This window comes from Mesorhizobium robiniae (assembly GCF_040545535.1).
Taxonomy (GTDB): Bacteria; Pseudomonadota; Alphaproteobacteria; order Rhizobiales; family Rhizobiaceae; genus Mesorhizobium; species Mesorhizobium robiniae.
The window spans coordinates 65,373-82,105 of sequence record NZ_JBEPMC010000010.1; the positions used below are offsets into that span (position 1 = coordinate 65,373).

Below are 16,733 nucleotides of genomic sequence, written 5' to 3' on the forward strand. Positions count from 1 at the left end.
TCGAAACGCAAAGCCCGGCCAAACTGGAACCCTGACGGCGATGCGGCGTTGGGTGGAGACGGCGCAGCCAACGGAGAAGTCGAATGCAGCCCCTAGCCGCAAATTCCGCCCGCCATCCCAGCGCGCTCACGATTAGCCCGTTCAACGGAACCGTGACGGTCAGGTTCTCCGACGCGATTATTGCCTCCACCGAACGGGCAAAGGTAGTTTACGAAGAAGGGCATGACCCTGTCTTCTATATCCCTTTCGAGGATATCTATTTCGAGCTTCTGGAGAAGACGAACACCACAACGCGCTGCCCGTTGAAGGGAACGGCGAGCTACTGGCGGGTGCAGGCGGTCGGCGGAGCGGCTGACGATTTCATGTGGGCCTATGAGACGCCCGATACCCCGGCATTGGCCATCGCCCGCCATGGCGCGTTCGATCCTGACAAGGCGCGGATAGATGCCGATCCTGCCGAGGATAAGCGGCATAGGCCCCACACTCCCGAGTAGAGGGCGCTTCGTTTCCCCATCGGCCATCACGCCATGGGCGGCGATCTTTTCCGTCAGTCGGCGAATTCTTCGTCGAGTATACGAAGGCCGTCTTCATATTTCGAGGTCGAGGTGCCAACCTGCCGTGCCTGCCGCAGATTGTCAGCGAGATCTGCGCGCTTGACCGGCAGCGCCAATGGATTGGCTGCTGCTCTGCGCACGAAAGCGAGGTCGTCCTCGTCCGGCCTGCGGGTCATAGCATCCACTGCCGACACGATGGACGTTCCGAAACCAGCCGCCTCAAGGAGATCGCGGTTCCAACCGTCGCTTTTCTCAAGAACGTCGTGAAGGTAGGCAACGATCTTCTGGTCGAGCGTTTCGACGGCGTCGACGACCCGGCGACAATGCTCGATGTAGGGCCGACCGGTCTTGTCTGTCTGCCCGGCATGAGCTTGTTCGGCGATTTTTGCCGCGCGGTACAGGAAGCTCACTACCTCGATCCCTGGTGCCCGTGTGAAGACGCATTCCGTCTTGCTTTGATGTACCACCTGCCTCAAGCGTGGCATCGAAGCTCGGTCACCGAACGCGCGACGATTGCCTGAAGTTCCCAAGTGCGGGCAAGGCTCCGACAGACTTTACCGAAGCATCTTCAGTTTCGCGCTGAAGACGGCCTTATGCCGCCGATTCTCGGGAACCAGAAGTTGCTGGCCACGCCAGATGCGCGGTGTTCGAGAGGCCTAGTCTCCGGAGCCTCCATCGACAATCCCGGAACTGGGCAGAATTCCAAAATCCTGTGACTTGGCACCTTGTGCTGCCGTCAGAAACCCGTCTGCATGAAGACCGCGCCGTAACAACTCTCTCACCGCCGCCGACCGGCTTGGCATGCGTCTTTCGAAGCGCCAATTTTCCAATGCAGCCAATTCGTCAGCAGTTAGCATGATCTGCAGTCGTTCGGGTCTTTCCAGGTCGGCCATTTTTGCCTCCAGCCGCTCAAAGTTAGTATTTGTCTAAGAATTAGGAAAAGTCTCTTCGACCGTCAAGATCGGTTCATGGGCTATTGGCGTGAAAGGCTGACAGTTACTGCGAGTCATCGTCTGCGCAGTTCGCGCTTTATGATAACTAATTGATTTTACATAGTAATTTTGTTAATTTCCCTTGCCATTCGGGTCGATATGGCACATGCTTATAGCGAGGGACAAACCGCTCCTGAAAGAGAGGGTTTTCCATGAGATACCGTTACTCGGCTCATTTGTGTCACGATGTTGAACTGCAAGTTCGGGCGGCCGCCTGCTGCGAGAGGATCGTCAATGTCACCGCGGTGGCCGAGGCGGTGCGACGGCGAAACCTCGCAGAAAACGTAGCGCTTGAAGACATCGAGTCCCTGGTGCTGCAAGCGGCCCAGTTCTGCGGGGCGGCCATGGAATTCGATAGCCTCACAGTTCTTGAATCACATCATCTCCATCGGCACTCAATGAATTGCGATGCTCTGCCTGGCAGCGGCGGCTTCGATATTCTGGAGGATAGGACTGTTTCGCTCTATCATCGCCAGCCGGGCCGAGCGCAATAGGTTCGCGCGAGCATCAGCACAGTCGGTTGGAGGGGGAAGGGCTCAGCTTCACGGGCGTTTTCAAACGGCCGCGTCATCCGCCACTGACGTCTGGACGAAGGGCAGCGGCGCCTCCAGCATCCAGGTAACGCCTTGCTCATGGAATTCCAGCCGTCCGCTGCCGCTGAGTGCCTGCGGCGCCACCCGCTCGAGGACGACGGATCCGAAACCGCGCCTTCTGACCGCGTCCAAGATCGGCCCGTCCAATTCGCGCCAGGCCAGTCGAAAGACACCGGCACCGTCGCCGGCAGGGATCACATTCCAATCGATTTCGACGCGTCCGTCGCTGCAGGACAGCGCTCCATGTTTTGCCGAATTGGTGGCGAGTTCGTGAAAGGCTATGCCGAGATACTGCACGGCGTTCGGCTGCAGCATCACCTTTGGCCCAGTCATCGACACGCGCGACTGCACTGCGAAGGCCTTGAGCTGTGCCTGGATGAGCTCGTCGACCGTCGCGCCTCGCCACTCGGCATTGACCAGGAGATCATGGGATTCCGAAAGCGCCGTGATACGCTCCCGAACCTGCCCGAGGAAAGCCTCGGGCGTGCTCGTCAGTTTGCTGGTCTCGCGGATCATCGAGATGATCACCGAGAACTGGTTCTTCACCCGATGGTTGACCTCGCGCATGAGCAGACGGATGCGCCGTTCGTTCTCCTTATGGGGACTGATGTCGCGCGCGATCTTGGAGGCGCCGACCACCCGCCCTATGGCGTCGCGGATCGGCGAAACGGTGAGCGACACCGAAACGAGCGTTCCGTCCTTGCGTAGGCGCATCGTCTCATAGGAGGGGATGCGTTCGCCGGCGCGAATGCGGCGGATGATCGAGACTTCCTCGTCGAGGCGGTCGGGTGGAATGAGCATCGTGACCGGTCGGCCGATCGCCTCGGCAGGCGTGTAGCCGAACAAGCGTTCTGCCGCTTCGTTCCAACTGGTGATGATGCCGCTCATGTCCTTCGAGACGATGGCGTCCATCGACGACTCGACGATGGCGGCCAGACGCATGCGGGCTTCATCGCCCAGCGTCTCCGTGCGCAGATCGAGCAGCGTGTTGATGGCACCCACGACGTTGCCCGCTTCGTCGCGAAGCAGGCGTGGGTGAGCCCTGAACGGAACGAGTTCGCCGTCCGGCCGCTCCGCAATCGCCTGGTCCCAGGAGACGTCCCGTCTTTCGCGCAGCGCCACGGCCATTGGACACTCGCCATGCGCCATATCCCGACCGTCCAGATAACGAAGCTTCCAGGAGCCGCACCATAGATCCCGTCCGATAACCGGACGATGGCCCCAGAGCTCAGCGGCGGCTTCGTTGAAAAAGGTGATACGTCCCTGTTCGTCGACGGTGTAGACGGCAACGGGCAGTGCCTGCATCAGATCGGCAGAAGGCAGGCCCGGAACTCCGAGGCCGACGTCGGCTTGTTCAACGAAGTTCACTTATGTGCCATTCCAGTGGATTTCAGCAGCGGCTACAATGCACTTGGGTAATTTCGGTTCCCTTTTGCGACTATCACGTCTCCCGTTTTGGCGCCAGCCGTAGGCATATTCCCAGCCGTATTCCTAGGCCACAAGGAACGCGCGGGCAAATTGTCGGTCTGATCGTGCGGACCCTAAATGCGTCCGAGAAGGACCAGAATAATGACGATGAGCAGCACGAGACCGAGTCCGCCGCCGCCATAATAACCAGTGCCATAGAATGGCCCACCACCCAGACCGCTGAATCCGCCAAGCAAGGCAAGGATCAAGATGATGATGAGTATGGTTCCGAGACTCATGATGGTCCTCCTTGCGCTGCCGCGCCATTTAAAGGGCGCGTCCATGCGCATGTTGATGATGGTATGAACTCCCAGAAGGGCTTCCTGTTCCACCGGAAGTAGTATCGTTAGGCTCGTTCAGCCGGAGAACGGTAGGTCCACGAGAAAGCCTGCCGGCCGAGGAGCCAAGGGGCGGCAGGCTTTTTACAACCGGACCGCTCGAGGCACGCGCGATTACAGCGTGACGCGGTCCGAAGTTGCGACGGTCGGTCAAGAAGCAACAGTTGGGGAATTTGGACCCGCAAGGGAACTCATGCCGACGTAATCCGTTCACGAGTGACTGTGCGCAATAACCGGGAGGACGGTAAAGTGAGCGCAACAGGTCCCGACGTCTTCGACAAGACGCTTCATACAACCAACATCTGGCTCAATGACCTGATGGAGGAGCTCGGCCCGGATAGGCAGCTCTCCTGGAATGTGTTGTCGACAGTCCTTCAGATGTTGCGGGACCGGCTGCCGTTGGGGCTAGCGGCGCATCTAGGCGCCGAGCTGCCGGTTCTGGTGCGTGGCGCCTATTATGATCGGTTCGAGCCGGCAAGGCAGCCGAGCGATTGGGACTGGGACGAGTTTGTCATCGAAGTCACCGACCGCCTGTCCGATGCACGGCTTCTGGATGCCAGCGATGCGGTGCGTTCCGTCTTTGCTACGCTGTCGCGGCATATCTCGCGTGGTCAGGTCGCGAAGGTTCAAGCCACTTTACCGGAAAAACTGCGCACCATGTGGCGCTCGGCCGAAGAACGGGTCACCCCACCGGGCCAAAGCGCTGCCCAGCCCACCGCGCCGTCATTGCCATGATGGGTTGAGACAATGCAGCCGGAGCCGCCGCGTGTTGCAGCAGACTGCCCAATGGTTGGCGCCCCGCGTTTCAGCAAAAATGCCAGGCCCACGCCAATGAGATGCGAAGAAAAGAACCATTCACTTTCCTTTGTGGGCCGGTCGGGTGCCGCCACCTTTCTTTTCGGGGTCATGGGTGTGATGGCTGTCGCGTTCGCCTCCGCCACCTGAGATCTTGCTTTGGCTGCGCTGATCGGAATCGGCTGGCGGCTTTTCTATCACCAACGGCTCCTTGGCGTTTTCGTGCGATGCGCCAGGACCGCCATGGCGGATGCTGGCAGGGGTCTTTTTCGACGTGGACATGTATCACCTAACGGTCCTGCTGGTGGCCTTGGTGGGTCGTGTTGACCTTCACATTGCCTTGCTGGCCCTGTTTGTCGGGATTGGGGGCGGAACGGCCGTGCGGCGTCTGGTCGACAGGAACCGACTTCTTATCGCCGGGACCCTTCGGACTTTGGTTTTCTGCCGGAGCGGGTGGTGGCTTTGTGCTCATGACGATCCTCCTTCCAGTAGCCCAAACAAGCTAGCCCCCGAGAAGGTTCCTGATACGAACCCTTGACGGGAGGCAAATTCCTCACATTGCCAAATACGGCCTTGTCGGCGCGCTGCAGCGCAATAATCTTCTGTGAGGGCGTGGGCGCTTCGACCTATCGAAAGGAGCCGACCATGAAACACCAAACACTCGACCAACTGCAGACAATTGCAAAAGTTGAGCCCTCGGCGACATACCCGACCATGACTCGGACGCAGCGGATCGAGCGTTGGGCAGAACTTCTCGAACAAAATCCACGGCGCTGCCTCGGAGCGCTTTCAGGCACCGAATATCTCAGCCCTGAAGCCCGTGCTGTCGCGCGTGGTGCGGGGTCGCCGATCACCGTAGCCTACGAAGATCCGGTGCTGCGCGCCATGGGACTGAAAGATGATACCTATGGTGAGGCTAAGCGCTTCTTCGAATTAAGTGACCGGCAGTTGCACAACATCGTCTGTCACTGCCACGTTGGCGCTACGATGCAAGCGCGTTGGGCTGCCGCCAGGGTCCGCCGGACAATTACCGGGAACAGAATTCTGGCTTGGCTGAGGGCAAGGTTTATGCATTGAGCTTCGCAGAACGGTGACGAGACAAGGTCTTGATCGTTCTCGTGGGTGCTTGCCCGTCAAATGCCGGTGACCTCGCCGGCAACGCAGTCGATAGGGGCCGACGCCCTGCTTCCAGAGCGGCCGGGTGAACACCTCCTGCTCGCCCGGTCGCGCTTCTTGTCGGCGAGCATACAACGATCATAAAGAGAGGCGGAGCGGACCATGTAGAGGGCGACCGGAAGAAGCCCGTTTCAGGTAACGGGGCCGCGCCCATACCTTAGCGTCACATGTTGTCGTTCTCGGAGAAACAGGAGGAACAATAGCCGGTTGTGGTGGTTGGGACCGCTGAAGTGAAGCCGCGGTGCGTGCGCCCGAAGCCTCCATTTCGACCGACCCAGCATGGAGAAAAGTGATGGCGTTCACTTTGACAAGTCCCGCCTTTCGGAGCGGCCAGCCGATTCCGGACCGTCATGCCCGGCGCGGCGATAATCTCTCCCCATTTCTGGAATGGAACGATCCGCCGCCGGGCACGCGCAGCTACGCGCTCGTCATGGAAGATGCGGATGCACCGTCACAGGCGTCCCGGCATTGGGCGGTCTACGACATCGGCGGTGAGCGGCGTCATTTAGCCGAGGGACGGAGCTCCAAAGCGCGAACCGAGGATTTGCCTCACGGCTTCAACGATTTCGGCAATCTTCACTATGACGGACCCGACCAGCACCCCGGCGACAAACCTCACACCTATCGCTTCAGGCTGGCGGCCCTTGGCATTGCCAACCTTCCCATCGGCCCGGAACCCGATGCCTTGATAGTATGGCAGGCTGCCCGTGAAAACATGCTGGGTGAGGCGGAATTAATGGGCACTTACGAATAAACCCGAACAGGTTCATTCTTCTGCTCGGTCGCTGAATGCAGTCCGCAGTTGTTGAGGACCTCGGCGGCGGTTTCGAACATTCCGGGAAATTTCGAGCATTCCGGCCTCAGGCGGCCACCTGAAGCACGATCTTTCCGCGCGTATGCTCCCTCTCCAGCCGCTCTTCAGCCTTGGCGACCTCCTCCAGAGGATAAGTTGCCTGCACGAACGGCGTTATCTTGCCGCCATCGATGAGGCCGCCGATCCTCGCAAGCTGCGCCGCATTCGGCTCAGCCACGCAGGAGATCCCACGCGCCTGATGCAGGCGTGCCTGTTCCGCCGAGGGCTCCGAAAGGGTGGAAACAACCGTTCCGCCGGGCTTCAGCACATTCCAGGAGCGGTCCTGTGTGTCGCCCGCCACCAGATCAAAAACCATGTCGATGTCCCCGACCTCGTCCTCGAAGCGCTGGTTCTTGTAATCGACTGCCTGGTCGGCCCCGAGCTCACGGACGAAGTCGAAATCCTCGGCAGCAACAGTCGTCGCGACAAATGCCCCTGCAGTCTTGGCAAACTGGATCGCCAGATGACCGACGCCGCCGGCGCCGCCATGGATGAGAACCCGTTGCCCGGGTTTGAGGTTACCATGGTCGAAAAGGCCTTGCCACGCAGTAATGCCGGCAAGCGGCACGGCGGCGGCTTGCACGTGGCTAAGACGTTCCGGTTTTGCTGCCGCCTCCGTCGCCCTGACCACGACGTATTCGGCATTGCCGCCCCGGCCATGACCAAGCATGGCAAACATCGGATCACCCTTCTTCAACGTATGAGCCCGCGTGCCGCACAGTTCCACCACGCCGGACACATCGCGGCCGAGCGTAACGGGCAGATCCCCGCCCGCCGAACCCTCACGGGTCTTGTAGTCGACTGGATTGACGCTTGCTGCGCAGACCTTAAGTGTGACCTCGTCGTCACGGGGGTGAGGCACGGGAACCTCGTCCAGCGAAAGGGCCTCTGGCCCGCCAAAAGTATGAATTCGAACTGCTTTCATGGTCGCCATGGGTATCCTCCTCGTTTCGAGGTCCAGTGCAGGACATTCTTCTTTCGATCCAATCCACTTCGCGGGCTGGAAGTTCCAAGGAATCGACGGGCGGGTCGCGCCATTCGACGATTGTTCTCTCGGGATCCATGAGAAATCTTGCGCCGGGATATCCGGTAACCGCAAAATCTCATCAGGGAACCTTTCCCGGGGGACATGGTTGGAGGGTGTGGCCGAAAGAATCCGGCCGCCCGCCGTGCCAGGGAGGTTCGCGATGAGGCTTCGCGAGTTGATGAACCAGGTGAAGGATCTGCCACCGGAAACGCTGGTCTGTGCCGCCGAGACCGACGAGGCCTTCGCAGTCAACATTGCGGGCGTCGAAACGGTAGAAAGTGCCCGAGTAGAAAGCCACAAACCAGACGGCACCGAAGCTGTCGAACTCGCCAACGGCAACGAGAAGGTTGTCGTAATCCGCTGGTGAAGGGCTCTCTCGTGCTGGAACGCTGATCACTGAATGCCGAAGGAGTCGCAGACCATGTTTGCGGTGTTGAACAAGAGACTTTGCGCCGGCCTCATTGCCGCAATTCTGATATGCCCGGCCGCCGGCTTTGCTCCGGTCGCAGCCCAGGAAATCCCAAACGACTTCACAGCGATCGTGCGCCAGAAAATACCGGCCGTGGTCGCGATAACGACCCGGCAGATTATCCAGGACCAGGCGACGTTGAACGACTTTCTCAGTCCTTTCGACAGCCGCGGCCTGGGGCCGGCTCAACCGCGGGTGCGAGAGGCCCTCGGCTCTGGCTTTGTGATCAGCCTTGAGGGGTACGTCGTCACCAACAACCATGTCGTCGCCGATGCAAATGAAATCCATGTCGTATTCTCCGACAAGCAGACTTCGCCTGCGCGGCTCGTCGGCCGGGATCCGGCAACTGACATTGCGGTGCTGAAGATCGATCCGCGACCCAATATGACAACGACCACTTGGGGTGACTCCGATGCTATGCAGCCTGGCGCATGGACGATCGCGATCGGCAGCCCATTCGGCCTCGGTGGGACTGTTACCGTCGGCGTGCTTTCAGCTCGTTCGCGCGACATTCAGGCCGGCCCCTATGACGACTTTCTCCAAACGGACGCCTCCATCAATCAGGGCAATTCCGGCGGTCCCCTGTTCAATGCACGCGGCGAAGTGATCGGGGTCAATACAGCCATCGTCTCGCCTTCGGGGGGCAGCATAGGCATTGGTTTCGCCGTGCCATCGCGGACTGCGCAGAGCGTCGTCGACCAGTTGATCCGCACTGGCAGGATCGAGCGCGGCTTCATCGGAGTCCGCCTCCAGGAGGTTACGCCCTCGATCGCCGAGGCGCTTGGAATAGCGGGCAGCAAGGGAGCGCTCGTGGCCTCGGTCGAGCCCGACAGTCCGGCAGCGAAGGCAGGCATACAGGCAGGCGACGTGATCACGCGCTTTAATGGCAAGGACATCCAGAGCGTCCATGACCTGACGCTCGCGGCTGCGAGCCAAAAGCCGGGGACAAAGACGACGCTGACGAGAAACCGCGGTGGCTCCCAGGAAGACGTAGCCCTGGTAATTGGCCAGCGCAAAGACGAGGAAGTACAGACCGGCGCCGTTCCGGGGCCGGAAGCGGCGGACCAACGCCTGGGACTGTCGCTCAGTCCGATCCCTGACGAAGCGCGCCAGCAGCTCGGATTGCAGCCGGGCACCACCGGGGTGTTTGTTCAAGACGTGGCGCCCAACAGCGTCGCCGACCAAAACGGCCTCCGCGCGGGAGATGTGATCGTGTCAGCCAATAACCGCGATGTGACACAGCCGTCAGATATACAAGAGGAGTGGGCGAAATCCCGTCAGCAGAACAAGCCGATCCTGTTCCGCATCGAAAGACAGGGTCAATCGCTTTTCGTTGCCGTAGCCACGGCCAAATCTTGATGAGTCAAATCTGACGGCAGCGCATTGAGCGTAGGCTTGGCGAATAGATCTTCGGGAAAGACGGCGTTTAGGCCTGGGGACGGGAACAACAGCCGACCAAGGTCGTTTCGCCTCATGGATCATTCAAACAGCTGACAGAAAAAGGAGGCTTCGATGAACGCCACCGGACTCGATGTATTCGACAAGACGCTGCAGACGACGAACATCTGGCTCGACGAGATCATGACCGAGATGGGACCGGATCGGCAGATCGCGTGGCATGTGCTCGGAGCAGTGCTCCATGCCTTGCGGGACCGTATGCAGCCGGATCTTGCCGCCCACCTCGGCTCGCAGCTGCCGATCCTGGTACGCGGCGTCTACTACGACCAATATCAGCCTTCCAAGACACCCGAGAAGTTGCGGTCGCTCGACGAGTTTCTGGCCAAGATCAAGGCGGAACTGGAATTCACCCGACCGGTCGATTCCAAGGATGCGTTCAGGGTCGTATCCAAGGTGCTTGCCCACCATGTCGAAGAAGGACAGATGCTCAAGGTTTGGGAATCCTTGCCAGGAGAAATCAGACGCGTCGCGGAAGCTCAGCAAGCGGCGTGAAATGGCGCCCGGACTTCGCCAGTCCCGACCGCAACGCTTCTTTGGGAAAATGGAAGAATGCCACTCACCCTGATCAGCCCCGCGTTCCCGCCAGGCGGGGAAATCCCTGAGAGATATACCCGTGATGGCCAGAACGTCTCGCCACCGCTGAAGTGGTCCGGCGTCCCGGATGGTACGAAAAGCCTCGTTCTTGTCGTGCAGGATCCTGACGCGCCGAGCGGAACCTTCGGGCACTGGGCGGTGTTCAATATCCCGCCGAATGCCAGCGAACTCCCGGAGGCGCAAGATGGCAAGCCGGGACCGTCGGCACTGAGGCAAGGCACCAACGATTTCGGTAATGCCTATTACGATGGCCCGCAGCCGCCGGTGGGTCACGGCATCCATCACTATCATTTCCGGCTTGCCGCGCTCGACGTGCCCAGTCTCAGTGTGCCGGGGCAGGCAGGCGTGCAGCTTGTCTGGAACGAAGCTCGCAAGCATGCGCTGGAGCAGACTGAGCTGGTCGGAACCTACGCGCGGTAACGCCGGGCCGTGTCGGCGCCGCCTTTTTTACAGCGCGGCCGGGGCAAGCGGTTTTCGAGCCGGGCCGTGGATTACTGAACCGTCGGTGGCGAAAATCGACCCATGGCAAGGACAATCCCATGTGTTGTCCGCGTTGTTCCAGGTCAGTGTGCAACCCTTGTGGGTGCATGTCGCCGAAACGGGGTGCAGTACCCCTTCAGTGTCTCTCCACGCCGCGATCTTTTCGTCACCCCTGACAATCACACCGCCCATGCCGGGCGCTATGTCGTCGGGGTTTGAGACAATAGATTGGCTGCGGCCATTCCTATGAAAGTCCTCGGGATAGGACCGCGCCGGATCATAGAGCTTTTGCCATGGGCTCGGCCGAGCGCAGATCAAATCCGCAATCATCGCGCCAGCGGCGGTTCCGTTGGTGATGCCCCAGGCGTTGAATCCCGTGGCAATGTGAAAGCCGGAGGCCTTGTCCGGATCGGGCTCGCCGGCATACGGAACTCTATCGGCCGTATCATAGTCCTCATTACACCAGCGCCACGCAGCCTCCCCAACTGGAAGGTGCATTCTTGCCCATTGTTCCAGGTCGACAAACCGTTTCGCCACGTCGCCGTCCTGGCCCGTGTCGAACTTGGGACCGAGCGTGACCAGCAGCGGGCCTTTGGCATCGCGGCCCGTGCGGATGGAATGGGTCGGATCGTCGATGCCGATGAACATGCCGTCGACAGCAAGAGGGTCATCGATCCGAAACGCTATGGCAGTGTGGCAGCGCGGCTGGGTCCGGTTCGCCATACCGATGGGACTCTTCACTGTCATGTTGGTGGCGACGACCACATACTCGGCGTGAACGGTGCCGCTGTCGGTGACGACGCGCCAGCGGCTTGCTTCGCCAATAGAGATCGCACGACTGTTTTCGAGAATCCGTCCGCCACGAGCCGTAACCGCCTGAGCCAGACCAACCAGATACATCGCCGGATTGAACTGCGCCTGGTCGGCAAAACGCAAAGCGGCGGCCGTTTCGAAAGGCAGCGGCGCACGCTCGAGACTATCGGCGCTCAGCCCGACTTGGCGCGCGGCCTCTGCTTCGGCGACGATTTCCGCGCGCCGCCTGGCATCGCAGGTGTAGGCATAGGCGTCCTTGGTCTCGAGATCGCAGGGGATGGCATAGTTGCGAACCCATTCCCGGATTTGGACGGCGCCGGCGGAATTCGCATCGGCGTAAGCTTGCGCCACGTCCCGGCCGAACGTATCGATGAGATGACGATAGATCAGCGCGTGCTGCGTCGTGATCTTGGCCGTCGAGCGACCGGTCACCTGGCCGCCTGTCCGCAGACCTTCGATGACGATCACCGACCGACCTGCCTCGCAAAGGCGAAGCGCCGTCGTCAGCCCGACAATCCCAGCGCCCACGACAACGGTTTCCGCATGGATCGAGCCCTCGATCGGAGGATAATTCGTAGCGGTGGCGGCAGCCACCCAACAGCTTCCCGGTTTTCCCGAAAGATGGGTCATTTCACCCGCGTCCCTTGCGTCTTCGATGCATTGTTCATCGACAACCCCACCGGCAGGAGAACGTTCCCGGGATCTACCGTCTTCAATCGTTGTTTGGCTGTCCGGAACAAACAAACGCGCCGGGGAGACGCGAGGTGCAAGCCATCACCCAGGTGATCGCCTCGCGATCGTATTCGGTTGGAGCTAACGGAATGTACCCGCATCAAGCATTCTGGCGATAAACCAATTCGCACCTTGCTCCTCTGCGAAATTCTGGAAGGCTAAATGAGCGACTGGCGGATCGATTCGGAGCTTGTCTATGCGCGGACTGCAAGCAGCCTTGGCTGCGGTGATCTTGAGCACCTCAGTCAGTTCTGGACACGCCGACGACAATTCTCCCTTTATCTATTTTGCGACGCAGGATCCTTTCAGGAGGGTGTGCCGACCAAGAATGATGTCTACGTCTTTGGTGGCGTCTTTGCGCGCGGGTCCTTCGGGGATGCGATCAACGTCTTTGGTGCCGACTACACTGACAACTATATAGTCGGGGCCGCATACGGTCGCGATCTCGTCGATATAGGCGCTGGTTTCGTTCTCGGTGGCGTCACCGGCGCGGCCATAAGATTTGGCGAGGACGATGATACGTCGGGCGAACTTTGGGCCGGAGCGCGACTTCGCCATCAGGGCCTCGTCATTGGTGATTTGGCGATTGCGCCCGCAGTAACAGCTGGATTCAGTGCGGTTACAGCCCCTACCGAGATCGAGCACAACCGCGAAATCCGTGACGGTGGCGATGCATCGTTCCTCGGCTTCATTGGTGCAGAGCTTTCTTTCAGAGTTAGGCAAGCCCCCAATGTCGAACTTGTCTACCAACTCCACCATCGATCCGGTGCCGATGGTACATTTGGAGATATGAAAGAGGGTTCTAATGCAAACACTCTTGGGATCCGGTATCGTTTCTGACGCCTAGTGCTGCAGACCTGCAGCGCCGGTTCACAATCATGCGAGATCCTTGAGAGTGTCCAGGCGTCCTTCAGCGCGGACCTTGCCGGACACAGCTGGGCGCGATCAATCACCACGACGGCGGCGTTCATTTCGAGAACCCGAACGGTCATTTTCTCGAGATCATTGCCCCTCAATACGGCAGCAGCGGATGGAACCCGTAACCGGGCGGGGGACGTTCTCAACGCTGATGAACTGGTGCAGCTTATGCGCTGAATTCCGGAACAAGGGCGCGATTTTGCCGTTACGCCTGAAACCGGAAGCGATCCATATGTCCCAGTTGCCGAATGAAGAGATCGAGGGGCGGCTGAATGCCCAGCGAGAGACTTTGTCGCTTATCGTCGCGCTGCTTGCCGGCCTCGATGCGTCTTCCGAGCGAATATGGGCCGAATTGGAGGCCCGCTTTCAATTCCAGAATAATCAGGAAGACCCCGGCGTACTGCCAAGCAGTGCGTTCGCCATTGAGAGTGCGATGATGCGGGAGTTCAAGCTGATCGTCGACGAAGCGCGGGCACGCAAGGCGGAATGGAACGACACGGGCAGGCCACCCGTAAGAGGCGCCGGCTGAAATCGCGAGCCCGGCGAGTGCGATGCTGCGCTAGGTCCGCTTCGCCGCGGAGTGACCAAGTGTAGCAATTTTACATCCGGCCTCGAAACATTTCCGGCATGCCCGTGTTTAACCACTAAGTGACCGCCCCGAGACGGTCTCTTCTCTGTGAGGCAATGATGAGCGCAGTTGGATTCCGCATTTTCGACAAGACATTGCAGATCGCCAACATCTGGCTGAATGGAACGGCCAACCGTGATCCGGACCGGCGGGTTACCCGGTTGAAGTCCAGACGGCGTGGCGAGCAGGCCTGAGCTGTGGCGAGTAACGGCGCGCCCCGTCCGACGGTTCTTATCACCGGCAGCAGCGGCTTCCTGGGGCAGGCGATTGCGCGAGGCTTGCTTGCCCGCTACCGCGTCATCGGTCTCGATGTTGTAAAACCGAAGCATCCTCCCGCAGGCATGGAGACGATCGAGATCGATCTCACCTCCGATGAGAGCCTGAATAGAGTGGTGGAGGCGGTGCGGGAGCGCAGCGGCGGCCGCATTGCCTCGGTCATCCATCTTGCTGCCTATTATGATACGACCGGCAAGGACAATCCGAAATATGACGCCGTCACCGTGCAGGGCACGCGCCGGCTCCTGAAGGCGCTGACAGCGATCAAGACCGAGCAGTTCGTATTTTCCAGCACGCTTCTCGTCCATGCGCCAAGTCCGGGGAGGGGCACGAAAATCAATGAAGACTCGCCGCTCGACCCGGCCTGGGCCTATCCGAAATCGAAAGCCGAAACCGAAGCATTGATCTCGAGGGAGCACGGGGAAATCAAAACGGTGATCCTGCGGTTCGCCGGCGTCTATGACGAAGACTGCCGGGCGGCGTTTATTGCCCAGCAGATCGCTCGCATCTTCGAGCGTTTGCCGACCGCCTATCTGTTCGCCGGCGATATCACCGCCGGCCAGCCCTATTTGCACAAGGACGATCTCGTCGATGCGGTGGCGCGCACCGTCGACCGGCGCGCCGAGCTTCCACCCGAGACGGTGCTTCTGATCGGCGAGGCGGACACACCATCATACGAGGAGATGCAGAAGCGCATCGGCGGGCTCATCCACGGCGAGGACTGGCGTACCTTGGCGCTGCCGAAAGATCTGACGAAGCTGGGCGCCTGGCTGCAGACGGAGGTGCTCGACCAGGACACCGACATCAAGCCGTGGATGATCGAGAACTCGGACGATCATTACGAGATCGATATTTCGCGGGCCGACGCTCTGCTGGGCTGGAAGCCAAGACATAGGCTGCTGGACACGTTGCCAGAGATGATCCGCCGGCTGAAACAGGACCCCACGGACTGGTATGCGGCCAACAAGCTCAATCCGCCCGTTGTCGCGGCTTCGGATCCCGAGATCGAGCAGGCCGAAAGGCGCCTCAAGGGGCCGCTCGAACGAAGCAAGGAAGACGTCGAAGCCGCCATAAAACGGCATCGGTTCAGAACGCTTTGGGCGCCAATGACCAACGCTGCGCTCGGACTGTGGCTGGTCACGTCGCCGATGACGGTTGGCCTGTTCGATCCCGTCACGGCCGCCATGGCCCCCTCTCTTGGACACGCTATTGCGGAGCCCGAATTCCGCAACGCCGGTCTCGGGGTCAGCGAGATCGTTTCCGGCCTGCTCGTCACGGTCTTTGCGTTGCTGGGCATGCTCCAACGCTGGCGCTGGGTGCAGTGGATCACGGCGGCGCTCGGTCTGTGGGTGATGCTTGCGCCGTTGCTGTTTTGGACGACCAGCGCCGCAGCCTATGCCATGGACACGCTCGCGGGCATGCTGATCGTCGCTTTTGCAGTGATGATCCCGCCAACCCCCGGCATCAGCCGCCGCGCGCTGGCCGCGGATGACGATCGCCCGCTGGGCTGGACCTATTCGCCATCGACCTTCACGCAGCGCATCCCCATCGTGGCGCTGGCCTTCGTCGGCCTGTTCGTTTCCCGCTATCTCGCCGCCTACCAGATGGGCCACATAGACGGATTGTGGGATCCGTTCTTCGGGCCTGGCGGCGCGCCGGCGCGCAATGGCAGCGAGGCGGTGGTGACATCATGGGTCTCGAAAGGTTTCCCGATTGCCGATGCCGGGCTCGGCGCCTTTGCCTATAGCCTCGATATACTCGCCGGCGCGATCGGCGACCGCCGGCGCTGGCGCACCATGCCGTGGATGGTGATCCTCTTCGGCTTGCTGATTGTTCCGCTCGGCGTGGTCAGCGTCTCCTTCATCATCATTCAGCCACCGCTGATTGGCGCGCTGTGCACGCTCTGCATCCTCCAGGCCGCCGTCACTGTGGTGCTGATTCCCTACTCCGTCGATGAAGTGCTGGCGACCGTCCAGTATCTCTGGGGTGCTACGAGGGCGGGCGAGCCGTTCTGGCGTACCTTCTGGATGGGCGGACCGGCGCTGTCAGAGAACCAGACACCTGCGACCGACCTCGACCGTCCAGCTTCCGAGCTGCTGAAGGAATTTGTCACCGGCGGCGTGAACTTCCCGTGGACGTTGATAGCGAGTACGCTGCTCGGCGCGTTGCTGATGACGACGCCGTTGATCTTTGGCACCGAGCCACCGCTCTACTTCAGCGATCACATCATCGGCTGTCTCATCGTCATGGTCGCAGTCACAGCCATGGCCGAAATTGTCCGGCCGGTGCGCTTCCTCAATGTAATGCTTGGTGCATGGATCGCGGTGTCACCCTTCGTAGTTGCCGGTGGTGGAATCGCGGCGGTCGTGGCGGACGTTGCGATCGGTCTGGCACTGATCGCGCTCAGCCTGCCGCGCGGCACGCGCAGCCTGCCGCGCGGCACGCGCAGCGATCAACATTATGGCGGTTGGGATCGGGCGATTGTCTGAGCAACTCGACTTCAACACCTGGCGATCTTGCCCAAAGCCGTCACGGGTCCAGTGACCAGGTCCGTCACTACGAGATTCAGC

General features: G+C 60.3%; 21 protein-coding genes. 13 read left to right on the top strand and 8 right to left on the bottom strand.

The features are described 5' to 3' along the window. Positions 1-83 precede the first annotated feature (83 nt). Entirely contained in the window at positions 84-494 is a 411-nt protein-coding gene (locus ABID19_RS24920; RefSeq protein WP_354493561.1) for a DUF427 domain-containing protein, read from the top strand. Between the two features lie 53 nt (positions 495-547). Here ABID19_RS24920 and ABID19_RS24925 read toward each other — a convergent pair whose 3' ends face one another. After that, complete coding sequence (locus ABID19_RS24925) at positions 548-964, bottom strand: HD domain-containing protein (protein ID WP_354493562.1); 417 nt, start codon at positions 962-964, stop codon at positions 548-550. Between the two features lie 246 nt (positions 965-1,210). Next, positions 1,211-1,447 (bottom strand): hypothetical protein, encoded by a 237-nt coding sequence (locus ABID19_RS24930; protein ID WP_354493563.1) that lies wholly within the window; start codon positions 1,445-1,447, stop codon positions 1,211-1,213. 251 nt (positions 1,448-1,698) lie between these two features. Between ABID19_RS24930 and ABID19_RS24935 the strand changes: the two genes are divergently transcribed. Then, entirely contained in the window at positions 1,699-2,040 is a 342-nt protein-coding gene (locus tag ABID19_RS24935) for a hypothetical protein (RefSeq protein ID WP_354493564.1), read from the top strand. 60 nt (positions 2,041-2,100) lie between these two features. Here the strand turns inward: ABID19_RS24935 and ABID19_RS24940 are convergent, their stop codons facing one another. Together ABID19_RS24940 and ABID19_RS24945 are read right to left on the bottom strand one after the other, a co-directional pair. Beyond that, the gene (locus ABID19_RS24940) at positions 2,101-3,507 is read right to left on the bottom strand and encodes a PAS domain S-box protein (RefSeq protein ID WP_354493565.1); all 1,407 of its coding nucleotides are present in this window, start codon (positions 3,505-3,507) and stop codon (positions 2,101-2,103) included. Positions 3,508-3,680: 173 nt separating this feature from the next. Continuing rightward, positions 3,681-3,845, bottom strand: coding sequence for a DUF3309 family protein (locus ABID19_RS24945; RefSeq protein WP_095486346.1), 165 nt, complete (start codon positions 3,843-3,845; stop codon positions 3,681-3,683). 348 nt (positions 3,846-4,193) lie between these two features. Here ABID19_RS24945 and ABID19_RS24950 point away from each other — a divergent pair, with 348 nt between their 5' ends. Next, complete coding sequence (locus ABID19_RS24950; RefSeq protein WP_354493566.1) at positions 4,194-4,679, top strand: DUF2267 domain-containing protein; 486 nt, start codon at positions 4,194-4,196, stop codon at positions 4,677-4,679. Between the two features lie 120 nt (positions 4,680-4,799). Here the strand turns inward: ABID19_RS24950 and ABID19_RS24955 are convergent, their stop codons facing one another. After that, positions 4,800-5,021, bottom strand: a complete 222-nt coding sequence (locus tag ABID19_RS24955) for a hypothetical protein (RefSeq protein WP_352929410.1) — start codon at positions 5,019-5,021, stop codon at positions 4,800-4,802. A 7-nt stretch (positions 5,022-5,028) separates the two neighbouring features. Continuing rightward, positions 5,029-5,211, bottom strand: a complete 183-nt coding sequence (locus ABID19_RS24960) for a hypothetical protein (protein WP_354493567.1) — start codon at positions 5,209-5,211, stop codon at positions 5,029-5,031. Positions 5,212-5,384: 173 nt separating this feature from the next. On the opposite strand from ABID19_RS24960, the gene ABID19_RS24965 reads away from it, so the two are divergent. Both ABID19_RS24965 and ABID19_RS24970 read left to right on the top strand, forming a co-directional pair. Next, complete coding sequence (locus ABID19_RS24965) at positions 5,385-5,816, top strand: hypothetical protein (protein WP_354493568.1); 432 nt, start codon at positions 5,385-5,387, stop codon at positions 5,814-5,816. Between the two features lie 391 nt (positions 5,817-6,207). Then, positions 6,208-6,669, top strand: coding sequence for a YbhB/YbcL family Raf kinase inhibitor-like protein (locus ABID19_RS24970; protein WP_354493569.1), 462 nt, complete (start codon positions 6,208-6,210; stop codon positions 6,667-6,669). Between the two features lie 106 nt (positions 6,670-6,775). Here the strand turns inward: ABID19_RS24970 and ABID19_RS24975 are convergent, their stop codons facing one another. Then, positions 6,776-7,702, bottom strand: coding sequence for an NADP-dependent oxidoreductase (locus ABID19_RS24975; protein ID WP_354493570.1), 927 nt, complete (start codon positions 7,700-7,702; stop codon positions 6,776-6,778). 253 nt (positions 7,703-7,955) lie between these two features. Between ABID19_RS24975 and ABID19_RS24980 the strand changes: the two genes are divergently transcribed. The 4 genes from ABID19_RS24980 (at position 7,956) to ABID19_RS24995 (ending at position 10,736) form a co-directional block, all read left to right on the top strand. Next, entirely contained in the window at positions 7,956-8,162 is a 207-nt protein-coding gene (locus ABID19_RS24980) for a sugar phosphorylase (RefSeq protein ID WP_352929400.1), read from the top strand. Between the two features lie 54 nt (positions 8,163-8,216). Then, positions 8,217-9,623 (top strand): Do family serine endopeptidase, encoded by a 1,407-nt coding sequence (locus tag ABID19_RS24985; protein WP_354493571.1) that lies wholly within the window; start codon positions 8,217-8,219, stop codon positions 9,621-9,623. Between the two features lie 153 nt (positions 9,624-9,776). Next, a complete protein-coding gene (locus ABID19_RS24990) occupies positions 9,777-10,214 on the top strand; it encodes a DUF2267 domain-containing protein (RefSeq protein WP_354493572.1) in 438 nt (145 codons plus the stop codon). Between the two features lie 57 nt (positions 10,215-10,271). Continuing rightward, entirely contained in the window at positions 10,272-10,736 is a 465-nt protein-coding gene (locus tag ABID19_RS24995) for a YbhB/YbcL family Raf kinase inhibitor-like protein (RefSeq protein ID WP_354493573.1), read from the top strand. Between the two features lie 27 nt (positions 10,737-10,763). Here ABID19_RS24995 and ABID19_RS25000 read toward each other — a convergent pair whose 3' ends face one another. Next, positions 10,764-12,239, bottom strand: a complete 1,476-nt coding sequence (locus tag ABID19_RS25000) for an FAD-dependent oxidoreductase (protein ID WP_354493574.1) — start codon at positions 12,237-12,239, stop codon at positions 10,764-10,766. A 264-nt stretch (positions 12,240-12,503) separates the two neighbouring features. Between ABID19_RS25000 and ABID19_RS25005 the strand changes: the two genes are divergently transcribed. From ABID19_RS25005 to ABID19_RS25020, 4 genes are all read left to right on the top strand, one after another. Beyond that, positions 12,504-13,181 carry a hypothetical protein gene (locus ABID19_RS25005; protein ID WP_354493576.1) on the top strand — a complete coding sequence of 226 codons (678 nt, stop codon included), beginning with the start codon at positions 12,504-12,506 and terminating at the stop codon, positions 13,179-13,181. A gap of 190 nt (positions 13,182-13,371) precedes the next feature. Then, entirely contained in the window at positions 13,372-13,788 is a 417-nt protein-coding gene (locus tag ABID19_RS25010; RefSeq protein ID WP_354493577.1) for a hypothetical protein, read from the top strand. 158 nt (positions 13,789-13,946) lie between these two features. Beyond that, on the top strand, positions 13,947-14,081 hold the full coding sequence (locus tag ABID19_RS25015; protein ID WP_354493578.1) for a hypothetical protein: 135 nt from the start codon (positions 13,947-13,949) through the stop codon (positions 14,079-14,081). A gap of 3 nt (positions 14,082-14,084) precedes the next feature. Further along, entirely contained in the window at positions 14,085-16,652 is a 2,568-nt protein-coding gene (locus ABID19_RS25020) for an NAD-dependent epimerase/dehydratase family protein (protein ID WP_354493580.1), read from the top strand. Positions 16,653-16,733 lie beyond the last annotated feature (81 nt).